14 protein-coding genes are annotated in these 16,898 nt (G+C 63.2%); 7 read left to right on the top strand and 7 right to left on the bottom strand.

All coding sequences use genetic code 11. From position 1 onward, the window contains the following. Window positions 1-151 precede the first annotated feature (151 nt). Window positions 152-724, bottom strand: coding sequence for a hypothetical protein (locus K5Q19_RS02200; protein WP_292940617.1), 573 nt, complete (start codon window positions 722-724; stop codon window positions 152-154). A gap of 122 nt (window positions 725-846) precedes the next feature. Next, window positions 847-1,164 carry a hypothetical protein gene (locus K5Q19_RS02205; protein ID WP_292940619.1) on the bottom strand — a complete coding sequence of 106 codons (318 nt, stop codon included), beginning with the start codon at window positions 1,162-1,164 and terminating at the stop codon, window positions 847-849. A gap of 313 nt (window positions 1,165-1,477) precedes the next feature. On the opposite strand from K5Q19_RS02205, the gene K5Q19_RS02210 reads away from it, so the two are divergent. Genes K5Q19_RS02210 through K5Q19_RS02220 form a run of 3 tightly spaced genes read left to right on the top strand, consistent with a single transcriptional unit; the run spans window position 1,478 to window position 5,229 of the window. Further along, a complete protein-coding gene (locus K5Q19_RS02210) occupies window positions 1,478-3,004 on the top strand; it encodes an aldehyde dehydrogenase (protein ID WP_292940621.1) in 1,527 nt (508 codons plus the stop codon). After that, on the top strand, window positions 2,994-4,373 hold the full coding sequence (locus tag K5Q19_RS02215) for an FAD-binding protein (RefSeq protein WP_292940623.1): 1,380 nt from the start codon (window positions 2,994-2,996) through the stop codon (window positions 4,371-4,373). Before K5Q19_RS02210 ends, K5Q19_RS02215 begins: the two co-directional genes overlap by 11 nt. A gap of 1 nt (window position 4,374) precedes the next feature. Further along, complete coding sequence (locus K5Q19_RS02220) at window positions 4,375-5,229, top strand: hypothetical protein (protein ID WP_292940626.1); 855 nt, start codon at window positions 4,375-4,377, stop codon at window positions 5,227-5,229. 33 nt (window positions 5,230-5,262) lie between these two features. Here K5Q19_RS02220 and K5Q19_RS02225 read toward each other — a convergent pair whose 3' ends face one another. From K5Q19_RS02225 to K5Q19_RS02235, 3 genes are read right to left on the bottom strand one after another with little or no spacing between them, the layout of a single operon-like run. After that, window positions 5,263-6,624: a TolC family protein gene (locus tag K5Q19_RS02225; RefSeq protein ID WP_292940629.1), complete on the bottom strand. Its 1,362-nt coding sequence runs from the start codon at window positions 6,622-6,624 to the stop codon at window positions 5,263-5,265. Beyond that, entirely contained in the window at window positions 6,621-9,707 is a 3,087-nt protein-coding gene (locus tag K5Q19_RS02230; RefSeq protein WP_292940632.1) for an efflux RND transporter permease subunit, read from the bottom strand. Before K5Q19_RS02230 ends, K5Q19_RS02225 begins: the two co-directional genes overlap by 4 nt. Further along, window positions 9,707-10,699 (bottom strand): efflux RND transporter periplasmic adaptor subunit, encoded by a 993-nt coding sequence (locus K5Q19_RS02235; RefSeq protein WP_292940635.1) that lies wholly within the window; start codon window positions 10,697-10,699, stop codon window positions 9,707-9,709. Before K5Q19_RS02235 ends, K5Q19_RS02230 begins: the two co-directional genes overlap by 1 nt. 27 nt (window positions 10,700-10,726) lie before the next feature. Here K5Q19_RS02235 and K5Q19_RS02240 point away from each other — a divergent pair, with 27 nt between their 5' ends. Continuing rightward, window positions 10,727-11,446 (top strand): response regulator transcription factor, encoded by a 720-nt coding sequence (locus K5Q19_RS02240; protein WP_292940638.1) that lies wholly within the window; start codon window positions 10,727-10,729, stop codon window positions 11,444-11,446. Continuing rightward, window positions 11,443-12,456, top strand: a complete 1,014-nt coding sequence (locus tag K5Q19_RS02245) for a HAMP domain-containing sensor histidine kinase (RefSeq protein WP_292940641.1) — start codon at window positions 11,443-11,445, stop codon at window positions 12,454-12,456. The genes K5Q19_RS02240 and K5Q19_RS02245 overlap by 4 nt, the downstream gene beginning before the upstream one ends. Before the next feature lie 322 nt (window positions 12,457-12,778). Here K5Q19_RS02245 and K5Q19_RS02250 read toward each other — a convergent pair whose 3' ends face one another. Both K5Q19_RS02250 and K5Q19_RS02255 read right to left on the bottom strand, forming a co-directional pair. Then, window positions 12,779-14,011: an integrase arm-type DNA-binding domain-containing protein gene (locus K5Q19_RS02250; protein ID WP_292940644.1), complete on the bottom strand. Its 1,233-nt coding sequence runs from the start codon at window positions 14,009-14,011 to the stop codon at window positions 12,779-12,781. A gap of 407 nt (window positions 14,012-14,418) precedes the next feature. Continuing rightward, the gene (locus tag K5Q19_RS02255; RefSeq protein WP_292940647.1) at window positions 14,419-15,024 is read right to left on the bottom strand and encodes a S24 family peptidase; all 606 of its coding nucleotides are present in this window, start codon (window positions 15,022-15,024) and stop codon (window positions 14,419-14,421) included. A 181-nt stretch (window positions 15,025-15,205) separates the two neighbouring features. Here K5Q19_RS02255 and K5Q19_RS02260 point away from each other — a divergent pair, with 181 nt between their 5' ends. Next, entirely contained in the window at window positions 15,206-16,261 is a 1,056-nt protein-coding gene (locus K5Q19_RS02260) for an IS110 family transposase (protein ID WP_292940653.1), read from the top strand. A 395-nt stretch (window positions 16,262-16,656) separates the two neighbouring features. After that, window positions 16,657-16,785 (top strand): hypothetical protein, encoded by a 129-nt coding sequence (locus K5Q19_RS02265; protein WP_292940650.1) that lies wholly within the window; start codon window positions 16,657-16,659, stop codon window positions 16,783-16,785. The last annotated feature ends 113 nt before the right edge of the window (window positions 16,786-16,898 follow it).

The following is a 16,898-nucleotide window of genomic DNA, read 5'->3' on the forward strand; positions in this document are numbered from 1 at the left end:
TAATATCAACCCCAGGACGAGGCCCGCACTCCGCTAATTTACGCCGCGAGTTGTGCCAAATGTTCTGACGACGGACACAGTTATGGGACGCAAAGCGCAAAGGCCACAGTGTATGGGTGGCGCAAAACTTGGCCAGATTATCTGTCGCCCGTCAGTTTTCCCGGCGGGAACCTCCTGCGTCATGGATTGCCGCGCGAAGGGTCATGCCCGTTGCGACGTTCTGTTCAACTTCGGCGTGGAAAGCTGGCGACTGTCTGCGCTTGTCCACTGCGCGAAGAGCGCGTTCAACTGTACGTTTGGTGACGTTGAACTCCGACATAATGGTTTCTTTGGCGATACCCTTCTTGTCGCCCTGCGCGATAAGTTCTTCTAAACGTTGGACGATGAGGCGATGCCGCTCAGCTGTGGAATGCCTCTGTCGTTTTGGCGCGCCGCCGCAATCTGATGGCAGACCTGGGTGCCGTATGGCGACCAACCGATATTGGGCGCGGTGGACCGAGCCGGAAATGAGTTTCCGCAGTGCCAAGGCAACGCGCCGGTCCGGAATGCCTTTGTGCTTGGCCAGATACCGATCGAGGCTGCTCAGGACACCCTTCTCGAGGTCCATGAGTACGGTAAGCTCATGTAGCGGAATCGGGGCCTGACGGCCAAATCGTTTGAATTTCTTGTCCGTAACGCCGGCATTCGCGATCGGCCGGACCCGCACTCTGCTCTTCCTGTCCATTGGCGTCTGCCTGCTGCGACTTAATGGCTTGAAACTGCCACAAGTTTTGCGCGCTGCCAGCGCTCTGTTGCCAAGCCGCGTTCAGCAAACCGGAGCGATATCTGAGAACGTGTCGAGATCGATTATCTGCATTCCCATTGGTCAGGAAGCCAATCTTCCGTCAGGGCCGAGTTGGACGGCAATGACAAGCTCGCTCCACCCCAAGAGATGTGTATTTCATCCTTGAAGAGCATCACCGATGGATCACTCCACAATTTGGCACTTGTTGCGATCAATATGTGTTCACCGATGAGAATGCACTGGTAACCGTCTGGCGTTATCTCGTGCATCGGCACATGCCCGGTGTGCAGTTTGATCAGCGCGATCGCCTCGGGGTTGCATTCGCCCATCGATTTACCTGCCTGTGTTTGGTTTGGAAGGCTCGCCTCGCGCCGCCCCATAGGTCGCCTTTCGCAGACGACACTCAGTTCATCCTATCAGTGCGACCGCATCTGGTCGACCGCCGACTACGGCGCAGCGCAGTCGGCTTCGTTCAAGTTGGTCGGCGCAGTTTGGGACAAAGCTGTCGTTCTGTTGTAACCTGTGCAACGGCAGGTTCGTTGCCAATACCCGACGCCCACCGTTCGCCTGATTGCCCAAGCGACCATCGGCGATCTTGTCCAGAACCTTGGGGTCTAGCCAGAAGCGCGGGATATCAAGTTGTAAAGCAGTCGAATTTCCCATAGCCTGACGAGATTGGAGCAGGATAACAACGTGCGTGCGACACCAAAGTCCGGGCTTGGCTTGAGAAGCGCACCGGCCGGGAGTTTCGACCTGCTGATCGGCGGCAAGTTGCAGTCGGCCGAGCAGGGCGCGACCTTTGCCGCCCATGATCCCTATCTCGAAGAGGATTGGGGACAGATCGCCAAAGCCTCACCAGCCGATGTCGACAGGGCGGTGGCCTCCGCACGGTCCGCTTTTGAGGATGGACGATGGTCGGGCATGCTGGCGGCGGAACGTGCGCGGATCATGCTGCGGCTGGCTGACCTGATTGAACGTGATGCAGAATCGCTGACCACCCAGCAGATATTCGAAAACGGCAAACTCATATCGGAGATGCGTCCCGGAACTCTGGGTCTCGCCGGCGACTGCCGGTTCTTCGCTGGCCTTGCCGAAACGCACGGCGGTGCGACCGTTCAGTCGGCGCGCCCCGGCTTCACGACCTTCACGCTGAAGGAGCCGATCGGTGTGGTGGGCGCAATCACACCGTGGAACACGCCGCTTGGGTTGCTGGGCTGGAAGCTGTTTCCGGCACTTGCGGCGGGCAATACGATCGTGGTGAAACCTTCCGAGGTCACGCCGACATCCACGCTCATGCTGGCGGCCCTCTGCGAGGAAGCCGGCATTCCGGGCGGTGTTGTGAATGTTGTGACCGGTGGGAGGGAGACCGGCGCTGCGCTCGTGGAGCATCCCGATGTCAGCAAGATCGCGTTCACCGGCTCGACCGCGACTGGCCAGCAGATCGCTTCGCGCGCCGCGCTGCGGAGCGCGCGCGTCACGCTGGAAATGGGCGGCAAATCGCCGCAGGTGATTTTCGCCGATGCCGATCTCGATCAGGCCGTGAACGGGGTCATGGCTGGCATCTTCGCCGCGACCGGGCAGAGCTGCATGGCCGGATCGCGCGTCTTGGTCGAGGAACCGGTGTTTGACCGCTTCTGCGAGATTCTGGCGGCGCGCGGCAGCGCGATGATCGCTGGCGATCCGCTCGATCCGGCCTCGCAGCTCGGGCCGCTGGCCTCGCGCGCGCAACTGGACAAGGTTCTGGCCTATTTCGAGATCGCGCGGGCAGAAGGGCTCGATTGCGTCACAGGCGGACACAGGCTCGACCGGCAGGGCTATTTCGTCGCGCCCACGGTCTACCGCGATGTTCCGCAAGGCAGCCGCATCGCGCGTGAGGAGATTTTCGGTCCCGTCGTGGTAGTGATGCACTTCAACGGTGAGGACGAGGCCGTCCGGATCGCCAATGATTCCCGGTATGGCTTGGCCGCCGGCATCTGGACCGAAGACCTGCGCCGCGCGCACCGCTTGGTCCACCGGATCCGCGCCGGGACCGTGTGGGTGAACAACTACCGCATCATCGGCCACACCTTGCCGTTCGGCGGCTATGGCGCGAGCGGGATCGGCCGCGAAATGGGCCGTGACGCGCTGGAAGCCTATAGCGAGACCAAGAGTGTGTGGATCGACCTCGGCAACCGGATCGAGTTCAGGACAGGGCATGGGGAGGAGCAGGGTGCAGTATGATCTGGTTGTCATCGGCTGCGGTGCCGGGGGTCTGGCCGGCGCGGTCGCCTATGCCGAGGAAGCGGGTGCGGATGCGCGCATTGTCGTGCTGGAACGCGCGGGCCGCGAGGAGCGAGGAGGCGCCACCCGCTGGACCAGCAGCTGGTTTCGCATCACCGCAGACCGCCAGCTCGATCCGGCCTTTATCGCGATGATGGAGTGCCTTGGTGAAGGCAAGGCCGATCTGGACTACTGCCGCACTTATGCCAGCGAGGTACCGGCTACTTTCGATTTTCTCGACCGGAATGCGGTGCCCTGGGTCTATTTCGAGCAGCCCTTTGCCAATCGCAACACCGGCGGCGGCCTTGCCATGCCGGTGCCGGGCGGGGTGGCGATTGTCGATACGCTGGCAGCCAAGGTAGACGCCCTGCCCAATGCCGCGATCCACTACGAGACCGAGGCCATGCGGCTTGAAGTGGACGCGAGCGGCCGGGTCATCGGCGTGCAGGTCCGTGGGCCCGAGGGCGAGCGGCTGCTCCATGCGAAGGCCGTGCTGATCGCCTGTGGCGGCTTTGAAGGCGCGCCGGACATGCTGGCCGATCATCTGGGACCACGCGGCGCCGAGCTTCCCGTCATCGCGCCCACGCTCGTGAACAACCGGGGCGATGGCATCCGGCTGACCCGGCCGCTGGGCGGCGGCGTCGCCGGCCAGTTTGACATGTTCCACGGCGAGCCCGTCGATACGCGCTCCACCAAGCCCGATGCGGTGATCTACGGCTACCCCTTCGGCATCCTCGTCAACCGGCATGGCCAGCGCTTCTTTGATGAGGGCCAGGACAGTTTCGACGCCACGTTCGAGCGGCTCGGGTACGAGATCTGGGCCCATCAGGAGCAGCAGGCCTGGTTCATCGGCGAGAAGGCCATGCTCGACTGGCCCCATGTCACCGACATCATGCTGACCGACCAGCCGCCGGTGGAAGCCGATACGATCGAGGCGCTGGCGGAACAGTTTGGCCTTGCTCCGCAGGCGCTGGCGGCAACCGTGGCTGCCTACAATGCTGCCATCCAGCCCGGAGAAACCGACCGCACCATCCGCGACGGCAAGCGGACCGAGGGTATCACCCCGCCCAAGTCCAACTGGGCCAAACCGATCCGGCAAGGCCCGTTCATCGGCTACCCGCTGACGACGGCGATCACGTTCACGTTTGGCGGCATCCGCTCCGATGCGCGGGCGCGGGTGCTGCGCGAGGATGGCAGCCCGATCCCCGGGCTCTATGCCGCCGGAGAAGTGACCGGCCTCTACTACAAGGAATATCCGGCGGGCACTTCGGTGCTGCGCGCGTTGACCTTCGGGCGGATCGCCGCGCGCGAAGCGGCGGCAGAAGGCTGACATGGCCGACATTCTCCACTGCGCCGAAATGCCCTGGGGTGAAAGCCTCGTCGCCCAGCGCGGCGCTACCGAGGGCATGGCGCACAAGCGACTGTTCGAAGGCGAGGAAAGCAGCCCCGACAATTACATGCTGGTGATGTCGAAGGAGCCCAAGACGTACTTTTCCCCGCGCCATCGCCACCCCTGGGACCAGATCCGCTTCTGTCTTCAGGGCAAGATCCCGATTGCCAAGGGCCTCCATATCGAAGGCGGCGAGATCGGCTATTTCCCGGAAAGCGCACATTATGGGCCGCAGGAAGGCGGCGAGGACCGGATCGTCCTGCTCCTGCAGTTCGGCGGTGCGAGCGGACAGGGTTTCATCGGCCCTGACCGGCTGAAGCAGGCCCGGCTGGAGATGGAACGGTCGGGCACTTTCGAGAAGGGTGTCTACACGGCCGAGCGGGACGGTCAGCGCATCAACCGTGATGCCTATGAAGCGGTGTGGGAGCATGTGAAGGGGACGCCGCCGGCCTATGTCTCGCCCGCCTACAAGGCACCGATCGTGATGCGGCCGGACGCGCTGCGGTGGAAGCCGGCGGCGGATCACGGGGTCGCGCGCAAGGCCATCGGCGTCTTCCCGCACCGCGGCCTTGTCATCAATGCCATCAGAGTCGATGCCGGTGCAGTGACCGCGCTTGCACCGGCTGAAGCCCTGCGTTTCCTGTTCGTCACCGAGGGATGCGGGGCGCTGGACGGCAGGGAACTGAGGCGCTGGAGCGCCGTGCGGCTGGCACCCGGCGAAGGCGGGCAGCTCTCGGCGCAAGACGACCTCGAAATCGTCCAGTGGATCGTCGGGAGGGCCGATCAGGCGGCCTAGCTGCCGCGTTCGGTACCCTGAACGGGCCCGCGCTCAGCGCCGGGGAGCGGTATCCCCCCATCCACCGCCGAGACTGCGGAAGAGGAAGACCTGGCGCTGCGCGAGGCGGCGGGCCGAGAGCACGGCGAGAAGTTCGGTCTCGTAGGCAGTGCGGCGGGCATCGAGCGCGATGAGCGGATTTGCATCGCCTAGGCGGACGCGCGCTTCGGCCCGGCGGGCGGCGGTCTGCGCGTCAGCCAAAGCGGCTGCAAACGACTGGTTGGCGCGGCGTTCGGCATCGGTATCGGCCAGTGCCGTTTCCACTTCACGCAGGGCCCTGAGCCATGCGGCGTCATATTGGGCGAGCGCGCCTTGCTGATTGGCCTCGGCCAGTGCGATGCGGGCCTTGATACGGGCAGGATTGATGAACGACCAGCTGATCAGCGGCGTGATGAAAGCATCCAGCGAGCCGCGGATGAGGCCGCCCGATGCGCCAAGCGTCACGCGGGGATACATCTCGGCCTTCGCAACTTTCACCCGCGCGCCAGCCGCCGCGAGCCGCCGCTCTGCCTCGCGGATGTCGGGTCGGCGGGCGAGCAGGCCTGCGCCATCGCCGACCGGCAACGCTGCCGCGAATGATGGCGGGCGCTCACACTGAAACTGTGCGGCTTCGGCAGGCGGGAGGGCCTCCAGATTGGCGAGAAGATAGCGGGCGCGCTGGGCGTCGGCCTCAAAGACGGGCAGGCCAGCTTCCAGCCTGCCCAGCAATTGGCGGGCCTGAGCGAGTTCGAGCGGGGACACCTCGCCCACCTTCACCTGGCGCGATACGGTCTCCGCCAGTGTGCGCTGCATCGCAATCTGGCGCGTCGCCACGCGGGCGAGTTCCCCGGCCCAGCACAGATCGAGCCAAGCCCCGACCACATCGGCTGCGACGGCCAGACGCACGCCGTCGTGAGCTGCGATTGCCGCCTCGGCATCGGCACTGGCGGCGGACGATTGATTGCGCAGGCGACCGAAAAGATCAGCCTCCCACACGGCTTCCGCGCCCAGTTCGTAGCTCGATTTGGGCACGCCGGTCGTGCTGGGCTGGTTGGCTCCGCGCGTCGTCGGGCTGGCCCCGCTTTCCAGCACCACGTCCGGCGTGCGAGCCGCGCCTGCCAACCGGGAATTGGCACGTGCGGCATCAAGGTTCGCGACCGCAACGCGTATGTCCCGATTGGCCACAAGCGCGCGGGCGACGTGCTCGTTCAACGCCTCATCGCCGTAGAGCCGCCACCATTCGGTCGGCAGCGGAGCAGCATTCGGTGCGCCGACAAAGGGCGTGGTTGCCGCTGGCGGCGGGGGCGGCGCAGCAGGCGGCGGCGATTGGGCCACGCAGCCCGCCAGAAGCAGCGTCATGACCAGCGCGCGCTTCATGCCGGTTGCCTCTTGCCGAAGCGCAGGTACAGCGCCGGCATCCACACAAGGTTGAGCACGGTGGAACTGACCAGCCCGCCCAGGATGACGAGCGCCATGGGGTATTCGATCTCGTGGCCGGGCACGTTGCCGCGCACCACCAAGGGCAGCAGCGCCAGCGCTGCTGTGCCTGCGGTCATCAGGATCGGCACGAGCCGTTCGGCAGCGCCCCGCTGCACCTGCGCAAGGCCGAAGGGCTGATCCTCCTCGCGCTCCAGATGGCGGAAATGGCTGAGCAGCATGATGCCGTTGCGTGCAGAGATGCCGAGCACGGTGACAAAACCGACCAATGCGCCCATCGACAGCACCCCGCCTCCCAAAGCCGCTGCCGCGACCCCGCCGACCAGCGCAAACGGCAGGCTGAGCGCGACCAGCGCAACGATCCGCCCCGAACGGAACTCCAGCCAGACAAGGAACAGGATGCCGACGAGACAAACGAGCGAGAGCCAGCCCAGCTGCGCCTTCGATTCCTGCAATGTTTTCCACTCGCCGAGGAACTGGGGGTAGTATCCGGCGGGCATGGTCATGGCTTTCACCTTGCGCTCCACCGCCTGCGCCACGCTGGCGAGATCGGCGCCGTCCTTGATGTTGAGCGTCACATCGATGCGGCGCGAACCTGCCTCGCGCTTGATCTCGCCCGCTGCCGGGGCCACGCCGACGCGCGCAAGATCGCCCAGACGCAGCGCCGATCCGGCCTGACCATTTGCGGACGGAGGTCCGGGCACCATCAATCGCCGCAGCGCGCCAAGATCGCTGCGGGCCTCCGGCACGGCCCAGACCGCCACGTCGAAGCTCTTCTGGTCGCGGTAGATTTCGCCGACCCGCGTGCCGCCGATCAGCGTGGCCGCCGTGCGGCGCACATCGCCTGCGGTCACACCGGCCAGCGCCAGCACATCGGGCCTCGGCGCGATCTGGATCTGCGGGATCAGGCTCTGCTGCTCCACTTTCAGATCCTTGACGCCGTCTGTGCCGTCGAGCGCCCCGCGCACCTTTTCAGCAAGGCTGCGCAGCGCGGCCAGATCGGGGCCATAGAGCCGGACCACAACGGTTGCACCCGCGCCTGTCAGCACTTCCTTGATGCGTTCGCGCAAGTACGTCAGCACATCGCGCTGGAGGCCGGGATAGCCGGCAATCGCGGCCTCGATGCGCTTCACCGCAGCGTCGTGATCGGCCTTCTCGTCGAGGCTGATCCACAGTTCGGTGAAATTGGGGCCGTAGACCTCGTCACCCTGCTCGGCCCGGCCGATGTGCGAGCCGAAGTTGCGCACGCCGGGGATCGCGGTGAGTTCCTTCGCGGCGCGGATGGTGATGCGGTCCATCGCCTCGATCGAAGTACCGGGCTTCTCGACGAAGTGCATCAGGAAATCGGTTTCGCGGAAATCGGGCAGAAATTGCTGGCGCAGCAGGCCCATGCCGGCGACCGAAAGCAGGATCCCGCCCGCGACAACGGCGACCGCGATACCGCTGCGAGGCGCCAATCGTTCAAGCAGCAGGGCATAGCGCGCCCTGAGCGAAACGACCCAGCGCGGTTCGGCCCGTTCCGCCGCGCCCGGCAGCAGCAGGAGGCACATCGCCGGGGTCACCGTCAGTGCCACGAGCAGCGAAGCGGCGATGGCGGCGATATAGGCGAGCGCGAGCGGGCGGAAGAAGCTGCCAGACACACCGCCGAGGAAGAACACCGGCAGGAAGACCAGCATGACGATGGCGCTGGCGAAGACCACCGCGCTGCGCACTTCCAGGCTGGCGGCCAGCACCACGGCGAGCGGGGAACGCGGGCTTTCACGCGCAGCTTCCAGCCGCAGCCGCCGCCCGATATTTTCGACGTCGATGATCGCATCGTCAACGATCTCGCCCAGCGCGATCACGAGGCCCGCGATCACCATGGTGTTCATGCCGACCCCGAAGGCGGTGAGCGCCAGCACAGCCCCCACCAGCGAGAGCGGGATCGCCGTCATGCTGATCAGCGCGGTCCGCCAGTTGCGGGTAAACAGGATCAGCACCGCCGCCACCAGTACGATGCCGATGCCCATGGCCTCGCCCAGATTGGCCAGCGCGCGTTCGATGAAGGTCGCAGGGCGGAAAATAGTCCCGTCTACGTTCATACCCTTGAGGCCTGGTCGCAGCTCGGACAGCGCCTTATCGATGCCGCGCGTCACTTCCAGCGTGTTGGCGCCGAGCTGCTTCTCTACGATCAGCAGCAGGCCGGGGCGACCATTGATGATGGCATCGCCGATGGGCTGGGCAAAGCCTTCGGTCACCTTGGCGACATCCCCGATTCGCACCGGCGCGCCGCCAACCGTGCGGATGACGGCGCTCGCCAGATCATTGCCGGTCTTGACGCCGACCACCTGCCGCACAGCCAGCCGCTGGTTGGGGCTGTCGACGAAGCCGCCGCCAGCGATCACCACTGCATCGCCCGCCGCGCGCTGGACATCGGCCACCGTCACCCCGGCTGCGGAAAGCCGGACCGGATCGACCAGCACCTGCAACTGCCGGTCACGCGCGCCCCACATCGCGACATTGGCGACACCGGGCACGGCCATCAGGCGCGGGCGGATCGTCCAGCGCGCCATTTCGGTCATCGTCATCTGGTCGAGTTTGTCGGACCACAGGCCGATCTTCATCGCCCGGCTGGTGGCCGAAAGCGGCGCGAGCATGACCGGCGGGCGAACCGCTGCGGGCAGGCGCGGGATGACCGTTGCCAACCGCTCCTGCACCATCTGCCGGGTGCGGACCGGATCGGCGGCGCGGTCCATCACCAGCACCACCGACGAGAGGCCTAGCACCGATTTGGAGCGCAGCGTGGCAAGGCCCGGCACCCCGTTCACTGCGGTTTCGATGGGCACCGTGACCAGCGCTTCCACGTCTTCGGTTGCCAACCCCGGGGCTTCGGTCTGCACCTCAACGATGGGCGGCGCGAACTCGGGGAAGACATCGAACTTGGCGCTCATAGCAGCGCGCATGCCCAGCACCGTCAGCACCGCCGCCAATGCCAACACCAGTGCGCGCTGGCGCAGCGACGATCCGATCAGCGCGGCCAGCATCACTTGGTGCCGAACTCGGTGCCGAACAGCTCCGCAGCCCCAGCCGTCACGACCCGAACGCCAGAAGCGAGGCCGCGCGCCAGCGAGGCCCGCCCGCCGACAATGCGGGCAACTTCCACCCGCCGTCGTTCAAACTGGCGCGGCGCGGTTTCGACATAGACCCATTCGCCACCGTTGATGTCGGTCAGGATCGCCGAGGCGGGAACTTCTATAGCGGCTGCTCCGGGGCCGCCCTGCTCGGGCAGATCGACAAGCACGCGCTCGCCCATCCTGAGGCCTGCCCGCATGGCCGGGGCATAATAGACATCAACGCTGGCAGCCCCCGGCGTTGCCGTGGCTGGCCCACGCACGGGCCTTGCCATGATGCCGCCAGTGCCACCCACCGGCCTTACGGAAACCGACGCCCCGCGATCAAGCCGCCCCAGATCAGCAGCGGGCACTTGCGCGCGCACCCATAGCGCCCCGCCATCGGCCATGGCTGCAACGGCTGGCCCCAGCGCCCGCCTCTGACCGTTTGCGCCGGCCAGCGCGGCCTTGGCGGCGGCGACCTGCTGGGTAGCCTCATCGCGCGCGCGGATGCTGCCCGCCTCGGCATCCACAAGGCCGCTGGCTCGCCGCAGGTTGGCCTCGGCCAGCTTCAGATCGGCCATCGCGCGCTGCGCATCGGCATCAGCACGCGCCTGCAATCCCGCCAGGGCTGCCAGATCGGTTCCGGCTGCCACAGGCAGACCACCGCCACGCGGCGCAGCAACGATCTCGCCAGGCACAGTGCGAGAGAGTTTAGCCTGCTGGCCGGTGCCGATGGCTTCGGTTGCCAAACCAAGCCGCTGCACAGCGTCTGCCGTCAGGGTCACGCACATGAGTTCGGTTTCGTGGCCGATCGCTTCCACTTTGGCGGGCGGCTTGGGCTTGTCCGCAGGCACGGGCCCGCAGGCCGCCGCACCGCACATCAAGATCAGAACTACGAGCGAAGACTGGGGACGAACCGGCATCTGCACCCCTTAGCAGACAAGACTGACATGACACTGACATGCTGGGCGCGGTGCCACTCAACTGGTATCGCCGCAGCCATGCACATCCTGCTGATCGAAGATGAAACGGACCTGCGCGTGCTCGCAGCAGAGGGCCTGAGGCGGCGCGGCTTTGTCGTCGATGCGGTCGGTTCGCTCGCCGCCGCCCGCGATTGTCTGGGCGTGGTGCGCCTCGATGCAGCTATCGTAGATCGCCGCCTATCTGACGGCGAGGGACTTTCCCTGCTCCCGGAACTGGCGCGGCACGGTGTGCCATCGCTGGTCGCCACGGCCTATGGCGATATCGAGGATCGCATCGCCGGTCTCAATGCCGGGGCGGACGATTACATCGTGAAGCCTTATGATCTCGACGAGATGGCGGCGCGGCTGCGTGCGCTGCTGCGCCGCCCGGGGCAGCGCATGGCCCCCGTGCTGATGCAAGGCAGATTGCGGCTCGATCCGGCGGCACAACAGGCCTGGCTCAGCGATACGCCGCTCGATCTGGGACGGCGCGAGTTCGCATTACTCCAGCTCCTCATGGAAGCCGCGCCAAACATCGTCGTGCGCGATACCGTGCAGGATCGGCTCTATACGCTCGATGAAGCGGTCAGTCCCAACGCGCTGGAGGCTATCGTCTCGCGTCTGCGGCGGCGGCTTGCCACGGCAGGCTGCGGCATCGAGAACCGGCGCGGCATCGGCTGGCGGTTGGTCCAAGGTGAGGCACCATGATGACGTCCCTGCGGAGCCGCGTCGGTCTCTCCATCGGCGCCACCATCTTCGTGGCCGCAGTGGTCTCAATCGGCTTTATCGCGCTTGAACTGAGGGAACTGGAACAGGGCGGAAATCTCGATCCAGCCCATGTCGAGTATGCCGAACTGCTGCTCGTCCTCCTGCCGTTCGCGGTGATCGCGCCGCTGGTGGGCGTGCTGGTGGCCGGTTGGAGCTTGAGGCCGCTCTCCACGGCTGTCGCAGCATTGCAAGAGATCGGGCCTGACCAACCCGACATGAGGCTTTGCGAGGAAGGTCTGCCGAAGGAAATCCAGCCCTTCGTAGCCGCCACAAACGCGGCGCTCGATCGCCTTGCCAGTGCCTATCTGAGCGAGCGGCGGCTGGCAGCAGACGCAGCCCATGCGCTTCGCACGCCGCTGGCGCTCGCAAAACTGCGGATGGACCAGTGGCAGGACGGTGCCAGTATCGATGCGGCAGGGCTGGCTGCCGATCTGGACCGGATGCAACGGTCCATATCGCAGGTGCTCGCCATGGCCCGGCTGGATGCTCCCGGCCAGCCCGATGATCGCCGGCCCCTTGTCGACGCGTCGCGCCTGGCCCGACAGATCGCCGCCGAGTTTCTGCCGCTTGCTGACAGACTGGGCCGCACAATCACTGTCGATGCCGAGATACCGGCTTCGGTGAACGTGCCGGATCTCGATGAAGCCTTGCGCAACCTTGTCAGCAATGCGCTGCACCATGGCCAGGGAACCGTTTCCCTGTCGGTGTACGCGACTGGCGAGGAGGTTGTCGTCACCGTACAGGATGAAGGGACCGGAGTCATAGAAGCCGAGCGAATCTGCCTGCGCAACCGTTTTGCCAAAGGGGAACACTCGCCCGGTTCGGGCCTTGGGCTTGCCATTGCTGCAGCGGTGATGGAACGTGCTGGCGGGCGCCTCACTTGGCCGATGCCGTCAAAATTGCAGCTACATATGGCAGTATGCTCGCTCGCAGCTAAGGGCGATAGCTAGCGTGATTGACGATGCTCTGGGACGTTATGCTATCGGACTGCTGTAGCGCTCCCTATTGTCGGCTTCGGTCAGAAGCAGACGTCTAAGATGGTTCACCTGGACGACCTACTCTGGTCGAGAGCCGACAGCTCCATCCAAGACAAAAAACCGCATCTGTAAATGTAAGTTCGCCAAAATGCTCACAGTACCCCAAGCGAGATAGTAGAATAAATCTCTCAACTATTTCCGCAATTCACTTGCAGGTCACTGCATAGCATACCGCGAACTGCATCTTATCGCATTGGGGAACCTGCACGAACGAATGATTCGGTCGACCCTTTGGTTACGCTATCCATCTACGTTTAAATGGCACAATCTCAGCACCGGTCCGAAGACTGTCGAGATAGTCCCCCCACCATTGCACCATTGCCACCCGTTCCTTCCAGTGGGCCCCACGATGATAAGCCCCGCGAATGGCGTCTTTATCCTTGTGAGCCAGTGCCCGCTCGATCGCGTCGGGTGACCACTTCCCGGATTCGTTCAGGAGCGTGCTGGCCACCGCGCGGAAGCCATGTGCGGTCATCTCGTCCTTGGTAAAGCCCAGCCGGCGAAGACCAGCGTTCATGGTGTTTTCGGAGATAGGCTTCAACGGTGTCCTGATTGATGGGAACACATAGCGGCCATCGCCCGTCATTGCGTGCAAGGCCCTGAACAGAGCCGCGGCTTGGCTCGACAGCGGCACGACATGCTCCTGTCGGGCCTTCATTCGTTGGGCAGGGATGCGCCACACCGCAGCTTCCAGATTGATTTCCGACCACTCGGCTCTTTGCAATTCGCCGGGGCGGACGAACACGTAGGGAAGCAACTGAAGGGCCATCCGTGTCGTTGGCAAACCTTGACCTTCGTACTCGTCGATCGCACGCAACAGCTCGCCCACGCGCCTGGGTTCAAGTATGGCCGCATGGTGCTTCGGCTTGCGCTTCGCCAATGCGCCTCGCAGATCGCGCGTCGGGTCCGACGTCGCTAGCTGGTTTGCAATCGCATAACGGAACACGCTGCCGACAAACTGAAGCGCCCTATGCGCCTTCTCGTCGTTCTTGGCCGCTTCGAACGGACGGACAGCAGACAGCACCTCGAACGGCTGGATATCGCTGATGGGTCGATGGCCGAGAGACTTCTGCAGCAAGCGGATGAACCAGCGGCGCTTGATTATGGTGTTTGCGGCTAGGCCATCGCGCTCGTTCTTGGCGATGTAGGCTTCGGCTACCGAGGTGAAGGTGTTTTCCGCGCTGACCTTGGCGGCAATCTTGTCGCGGCGCTTCTTGTCCGCTGGATCAACACCACTCGCCAATTGTTTGCGTGCGGAGTCGCGCTGATCGCGTGCATCGCGCAATGACACCTCGGGATAGCTGCCGAGTGACAGTTTTTTCTCCGTTCCACCCGATGTGCGGAACTTCAGCTTCCAAAGCCGTCCGCCCGCAGGGGTAACGAGGAGGTAGAGCCCTTTGTCATCCGACACTTTGTAAGGCTTTGCGCGGGGCTTCAGTGAACGGATCGACGTTTCGGTCAGGGGCATTTGGGGGCCTCCTAAAATCGGCTTGTTCAATCGGCCCCCATACAGGCCCCCAGAATCGACCGGCTGCAGTCGAACTGATGCGGACTCTTTCGGACAGGCCTGCCGGATTTATGGCGGATTTCCGCGGTTTCTTCAACCAAATGCGGACGCTATCGGATCAGGAAATGGTGCCGCTTAGGTGATTCGAACACCTGACCCCATCATTACGAATGGTTATGCTGCAGCGCAGCATTTCGTTATACTATAATCGCTTAGTGCGCCATGTGGTGCATTGGATTGCCCAATCCCAAGTCCTGCCCAAACTCGGCAGAATTCCGGATTCCGCGATTTCCTAGCCAAAGCACTTTGGTAGGATGATTTTCCATAATGTGACCCGGCCCAGACCCGGATTCAACCATCTCGCGTTTCTATCCGAGCATCCGGCCGATCCAGCAAACACGGCCAAGAATGGTAAGAGAGCGCCTCGTCACGCCCGGCCAACGAGGATAGTGGGCATGATCGCAACTAACCGTGACGCGGCCTGGAACAGGCTCCAGAGCGATCCGGCGCACGACCATGGCACCATCGATCCGCAAGGCATACAGCCCGTCACGCAACGCCTCAGTGCCGCCCAGCCGATGGAAGATGGCTTCGTCACCGGCTGACAGCGTCGGTTGCATGGCATCGTCATCGATCTGGACAACAGAAGCTTGCGAATGCTTGACGCCCGCCCTTTGTAAAAGCCGAGCATCGAACGCCCTCACACTTTCCTCCGTTTTGGCGTTCAAGATTGGCAGCAGCACCACATCTCCCGGCCCGCAAGGCGGTTGATCAATGCCGCCAAGGACCGATGGAGCGACCTCGAAATGGCGAGCCAGGACGGCGATGTCGTCATCGTCCAGACGGCGCGGACTGCCCCGCTGAATGAACTGCTGGATGTAGGCCGCGTTGCGTCCGAGCAGTCGCGAGATCGACGAGTAGGTTTCGCCGCGCTCCTTGATCAACGCCCCCAGCTTGATGGTCACTTCTTCCACGAACGGGCCTCTCCGGCTGCAAGATTCCTTAGAAACATAGAGGAAACGAAAGGACAATTCCTACTGGTGATTTTATCGCTGGGCGACCAGAGCGCCGCCTCCGTCGACGTCGGAAGTTTGCAAGGCGCAAGCCGGGAGGCCAGGTGACGCGGCGCATAATCAGGGAATGTTTGCGTTGGAGATGCAAGAGATTTGGGTTGGATTGGATTGCGGGTATCTGCACACCGCAGCCTGTGCAATCGACAAGGATGGAGTCATCATCGCGCAGGAAAAATGCGAGACGACGACTGACTCCGTTACCGCATTTCTGGAGATGTTTCCTCGGCAATCCATTCGCCTGATCGTGGTTGAGGCAGGGGTTGCCACCCACATGGTACGCGATCTCATCGCTGCCGACTTCCCGATCAAACTTTACGAGGTCTACAAGGCCCAACGGTTTCTGGCGGTGCGCCGACAGAAGACGGACACCAACGACGCAATAGGCCTTGCCGAGCTTGGTCGTGTTGGACGTTCGATCGGGACGACCGTGCATCTGAAGTCGCTGGAATGTCAGAATATGCGCACACGGCTGGCAGCGCGCCAGAGTTTGGTCCGCAACCGCATCCGCATGCAAGCCATGGTCATCACCATTGTTCGAATGCATGGAGGCAAGCTGAAGCGGCGGTCTGCTAAGGGTGCCTTGTCACAGGATGTCGAGGCGCAGTTGGATGTGCTGCGAAGAGATGGCGTGGATGTTGATGCAGATGTTCGCCCGCTTGTCGAAATTGCCGAAGCAATGGATCAACAGGTCCGCTTGATCGACAAACGCTTTGCCGAGCTGGCGAGAACCCACCCTGTCTGCAGGCGGTTAATGACTGTACCCGGCGTTGGTCCAAAGACAGCCCTAACCTTCTACAGTGCCATTGATGATGTAACCCGCTTCAAGGATGCCCGATCGGTTGGGCCCTATTTTGGCCTGACGCCTTCCGTCTACCAGAGCGGCGTGAAGTCGCGCCAAGGGGGGATCAGCAAGATGGGCTGCGTCGCAACCCGGACGCACCTTGTCAGCGCAGCGACTGTCCTGCTTGTCGCGGTCAAAAAGCCCAGTGCGCTGAAGGCGTGGGGAGATGAACTGCGAGCGCGGATTGGCATTTCGAAGGCGCGTGTGGCGCTCGCACGCAAGCTTGCGATCGTCCTGATCAAGGTTTGGCAGTCTGAAACGGACTTCGACCCCCGTCTTGATTCAGCTTCCCCGTAAGCGGGGACGGGCCGGGACTTCGGAACAGGTGGAGCAATTTGAATTGCGCGAACTGTATGCGGAGCCCGGCCTGCTTTGCCCCGCTTAACATAACACCCAATCTCTGACTGGCCAAACGCAGCATAGACTTCGCAACGAAAGCCGGCTGCTACGCAGGTGATATCGCCTTCGTCAGCCAAGCCGCAAGTGACCTTGCCTCGGATAAATTTTTAACATAAACAACTACTTCATTGCCATTATTGGTTCGAACGCCGGTTAACTCTGATAGCGCGCGTTCGCGAAGCTCAGGCCAGTTCCGCAATGCCGGTCCTCGTAGATAAAATAACAGGTGCGCACGATTTACGATGAATGCGAAGGCATATCGTCTGTTGGCATCATGAAAACGGACAGCTGGCATGAAGCCTGAAGCCGGTGATGGTTCAAACCCAAACCTGATCATCGCAGATGTTAATGCCCAGTATGCATCAGACACTGTTTTGAGAGCAATTTTTGAAATGTGCTCTTGCTGCCAAGATGCTGGATGATCTTCGGAAATCGTATCGTCCGCGTGGGCCGAAAGCAGCTGTCAACACCGGGATAAAAACGGGCCAGGCACCGGTTTAAAAAGGGGCCAGTTGGGTTGAATAAAAAGCCCCAT

The sequence above is a fragment of the Novosphingobium sp. genome (assembly GCF_019748365.1).
Lineage (GTDB): Bacteria > Pseudomonadota > Alphaproteobacteria > Sphingomonadales > Sphingomonadaceae > Novosphingobium.

Excerpts from the sequence above, each read along its gene's own strand:
- K5Q19_RS02200 (WP_292940617.1), bottom strand. The coding sequence starts at position 724 with ATGGACAGGAAGAGCAGAGTGCGGGTCCGGCCGATCGCGAATGCCGGC.
- K5Q19_RS02205 (WP_292940619.1), bottom strand. The coding sequence starts at position 1,164 with ATGGGGCGGCGCGAGGCGAGCCTTCCAAACCAAACACAGGCAGGTAAA.
- K5Q19_RS02220 (WP_292940626.1), top strand. The coding sequence starts at position 4,375 with ATGGCCGACATTCTCCACTGCGCCGAAATGCCCTGGGGTGAAAGCCTC.
- K5Q19_RS02225 (WP_292940629.1), bottom strand. The coding sequence starts at position 6,624 with ATGAAGCGCGCGCTGGTCATGACGCTGCTTCTGGCGGGCTGCGTGGCC.
- K5Q19_RS02230 (WP_292940632.1), bottom strand. The coding sequence starts at position 9,707 with ATGCTGGCCGCGCTGATCGGATCGTCGCTGCGCCAGCGCGCACTGGTG.
- K5Q19_RS02235 (WP_292940635.1), bottom strand. The coding sequence starts at position 10,699 with ATGCCGGTTCGTCCCCAGTCTTCGCTCGTAGTTCTGATCTTGATGTGC.
- K5Q19_RS02240 (WP_292940638.1), top strand. The coding sequence starts at position 10,727 with ATGACACTGACATGCTGGGCGCGGTGCCACTCAACTGGTATCGCCGCA.
- K5Q19_RS02245 (WP_292940641.1), top strand. The coding sequence starts at position 11,443 with ATGATGACGTCCCTGCGGAGCCGCGTCGGTCTCTCCATCGGCGCCACC.
- K5Q19_RS02250 (WP_292940644.1), bottom strand. The coding sequence starts at position 14,011 with ATGCCCCTGACCGAAACGTCGATCCGTTCACTGAAGCCCCGCGCAAAG.
- K5Q19_RS02260 (WP_292940653.1), top strand. The coding sequence starts at position 15,206 with ATGCAAGAGATTTGGGTTGGATTGGATTGCGGGTATCTGCACACCGCA.
- K5Q19_RS02265 (WP_292940650.1), top strand. The coding sequence starts at position 16,657 with ATGAAGCCTGAAGCCGGTGATGGTTCAAACCCAAACCTGATCATCGCA.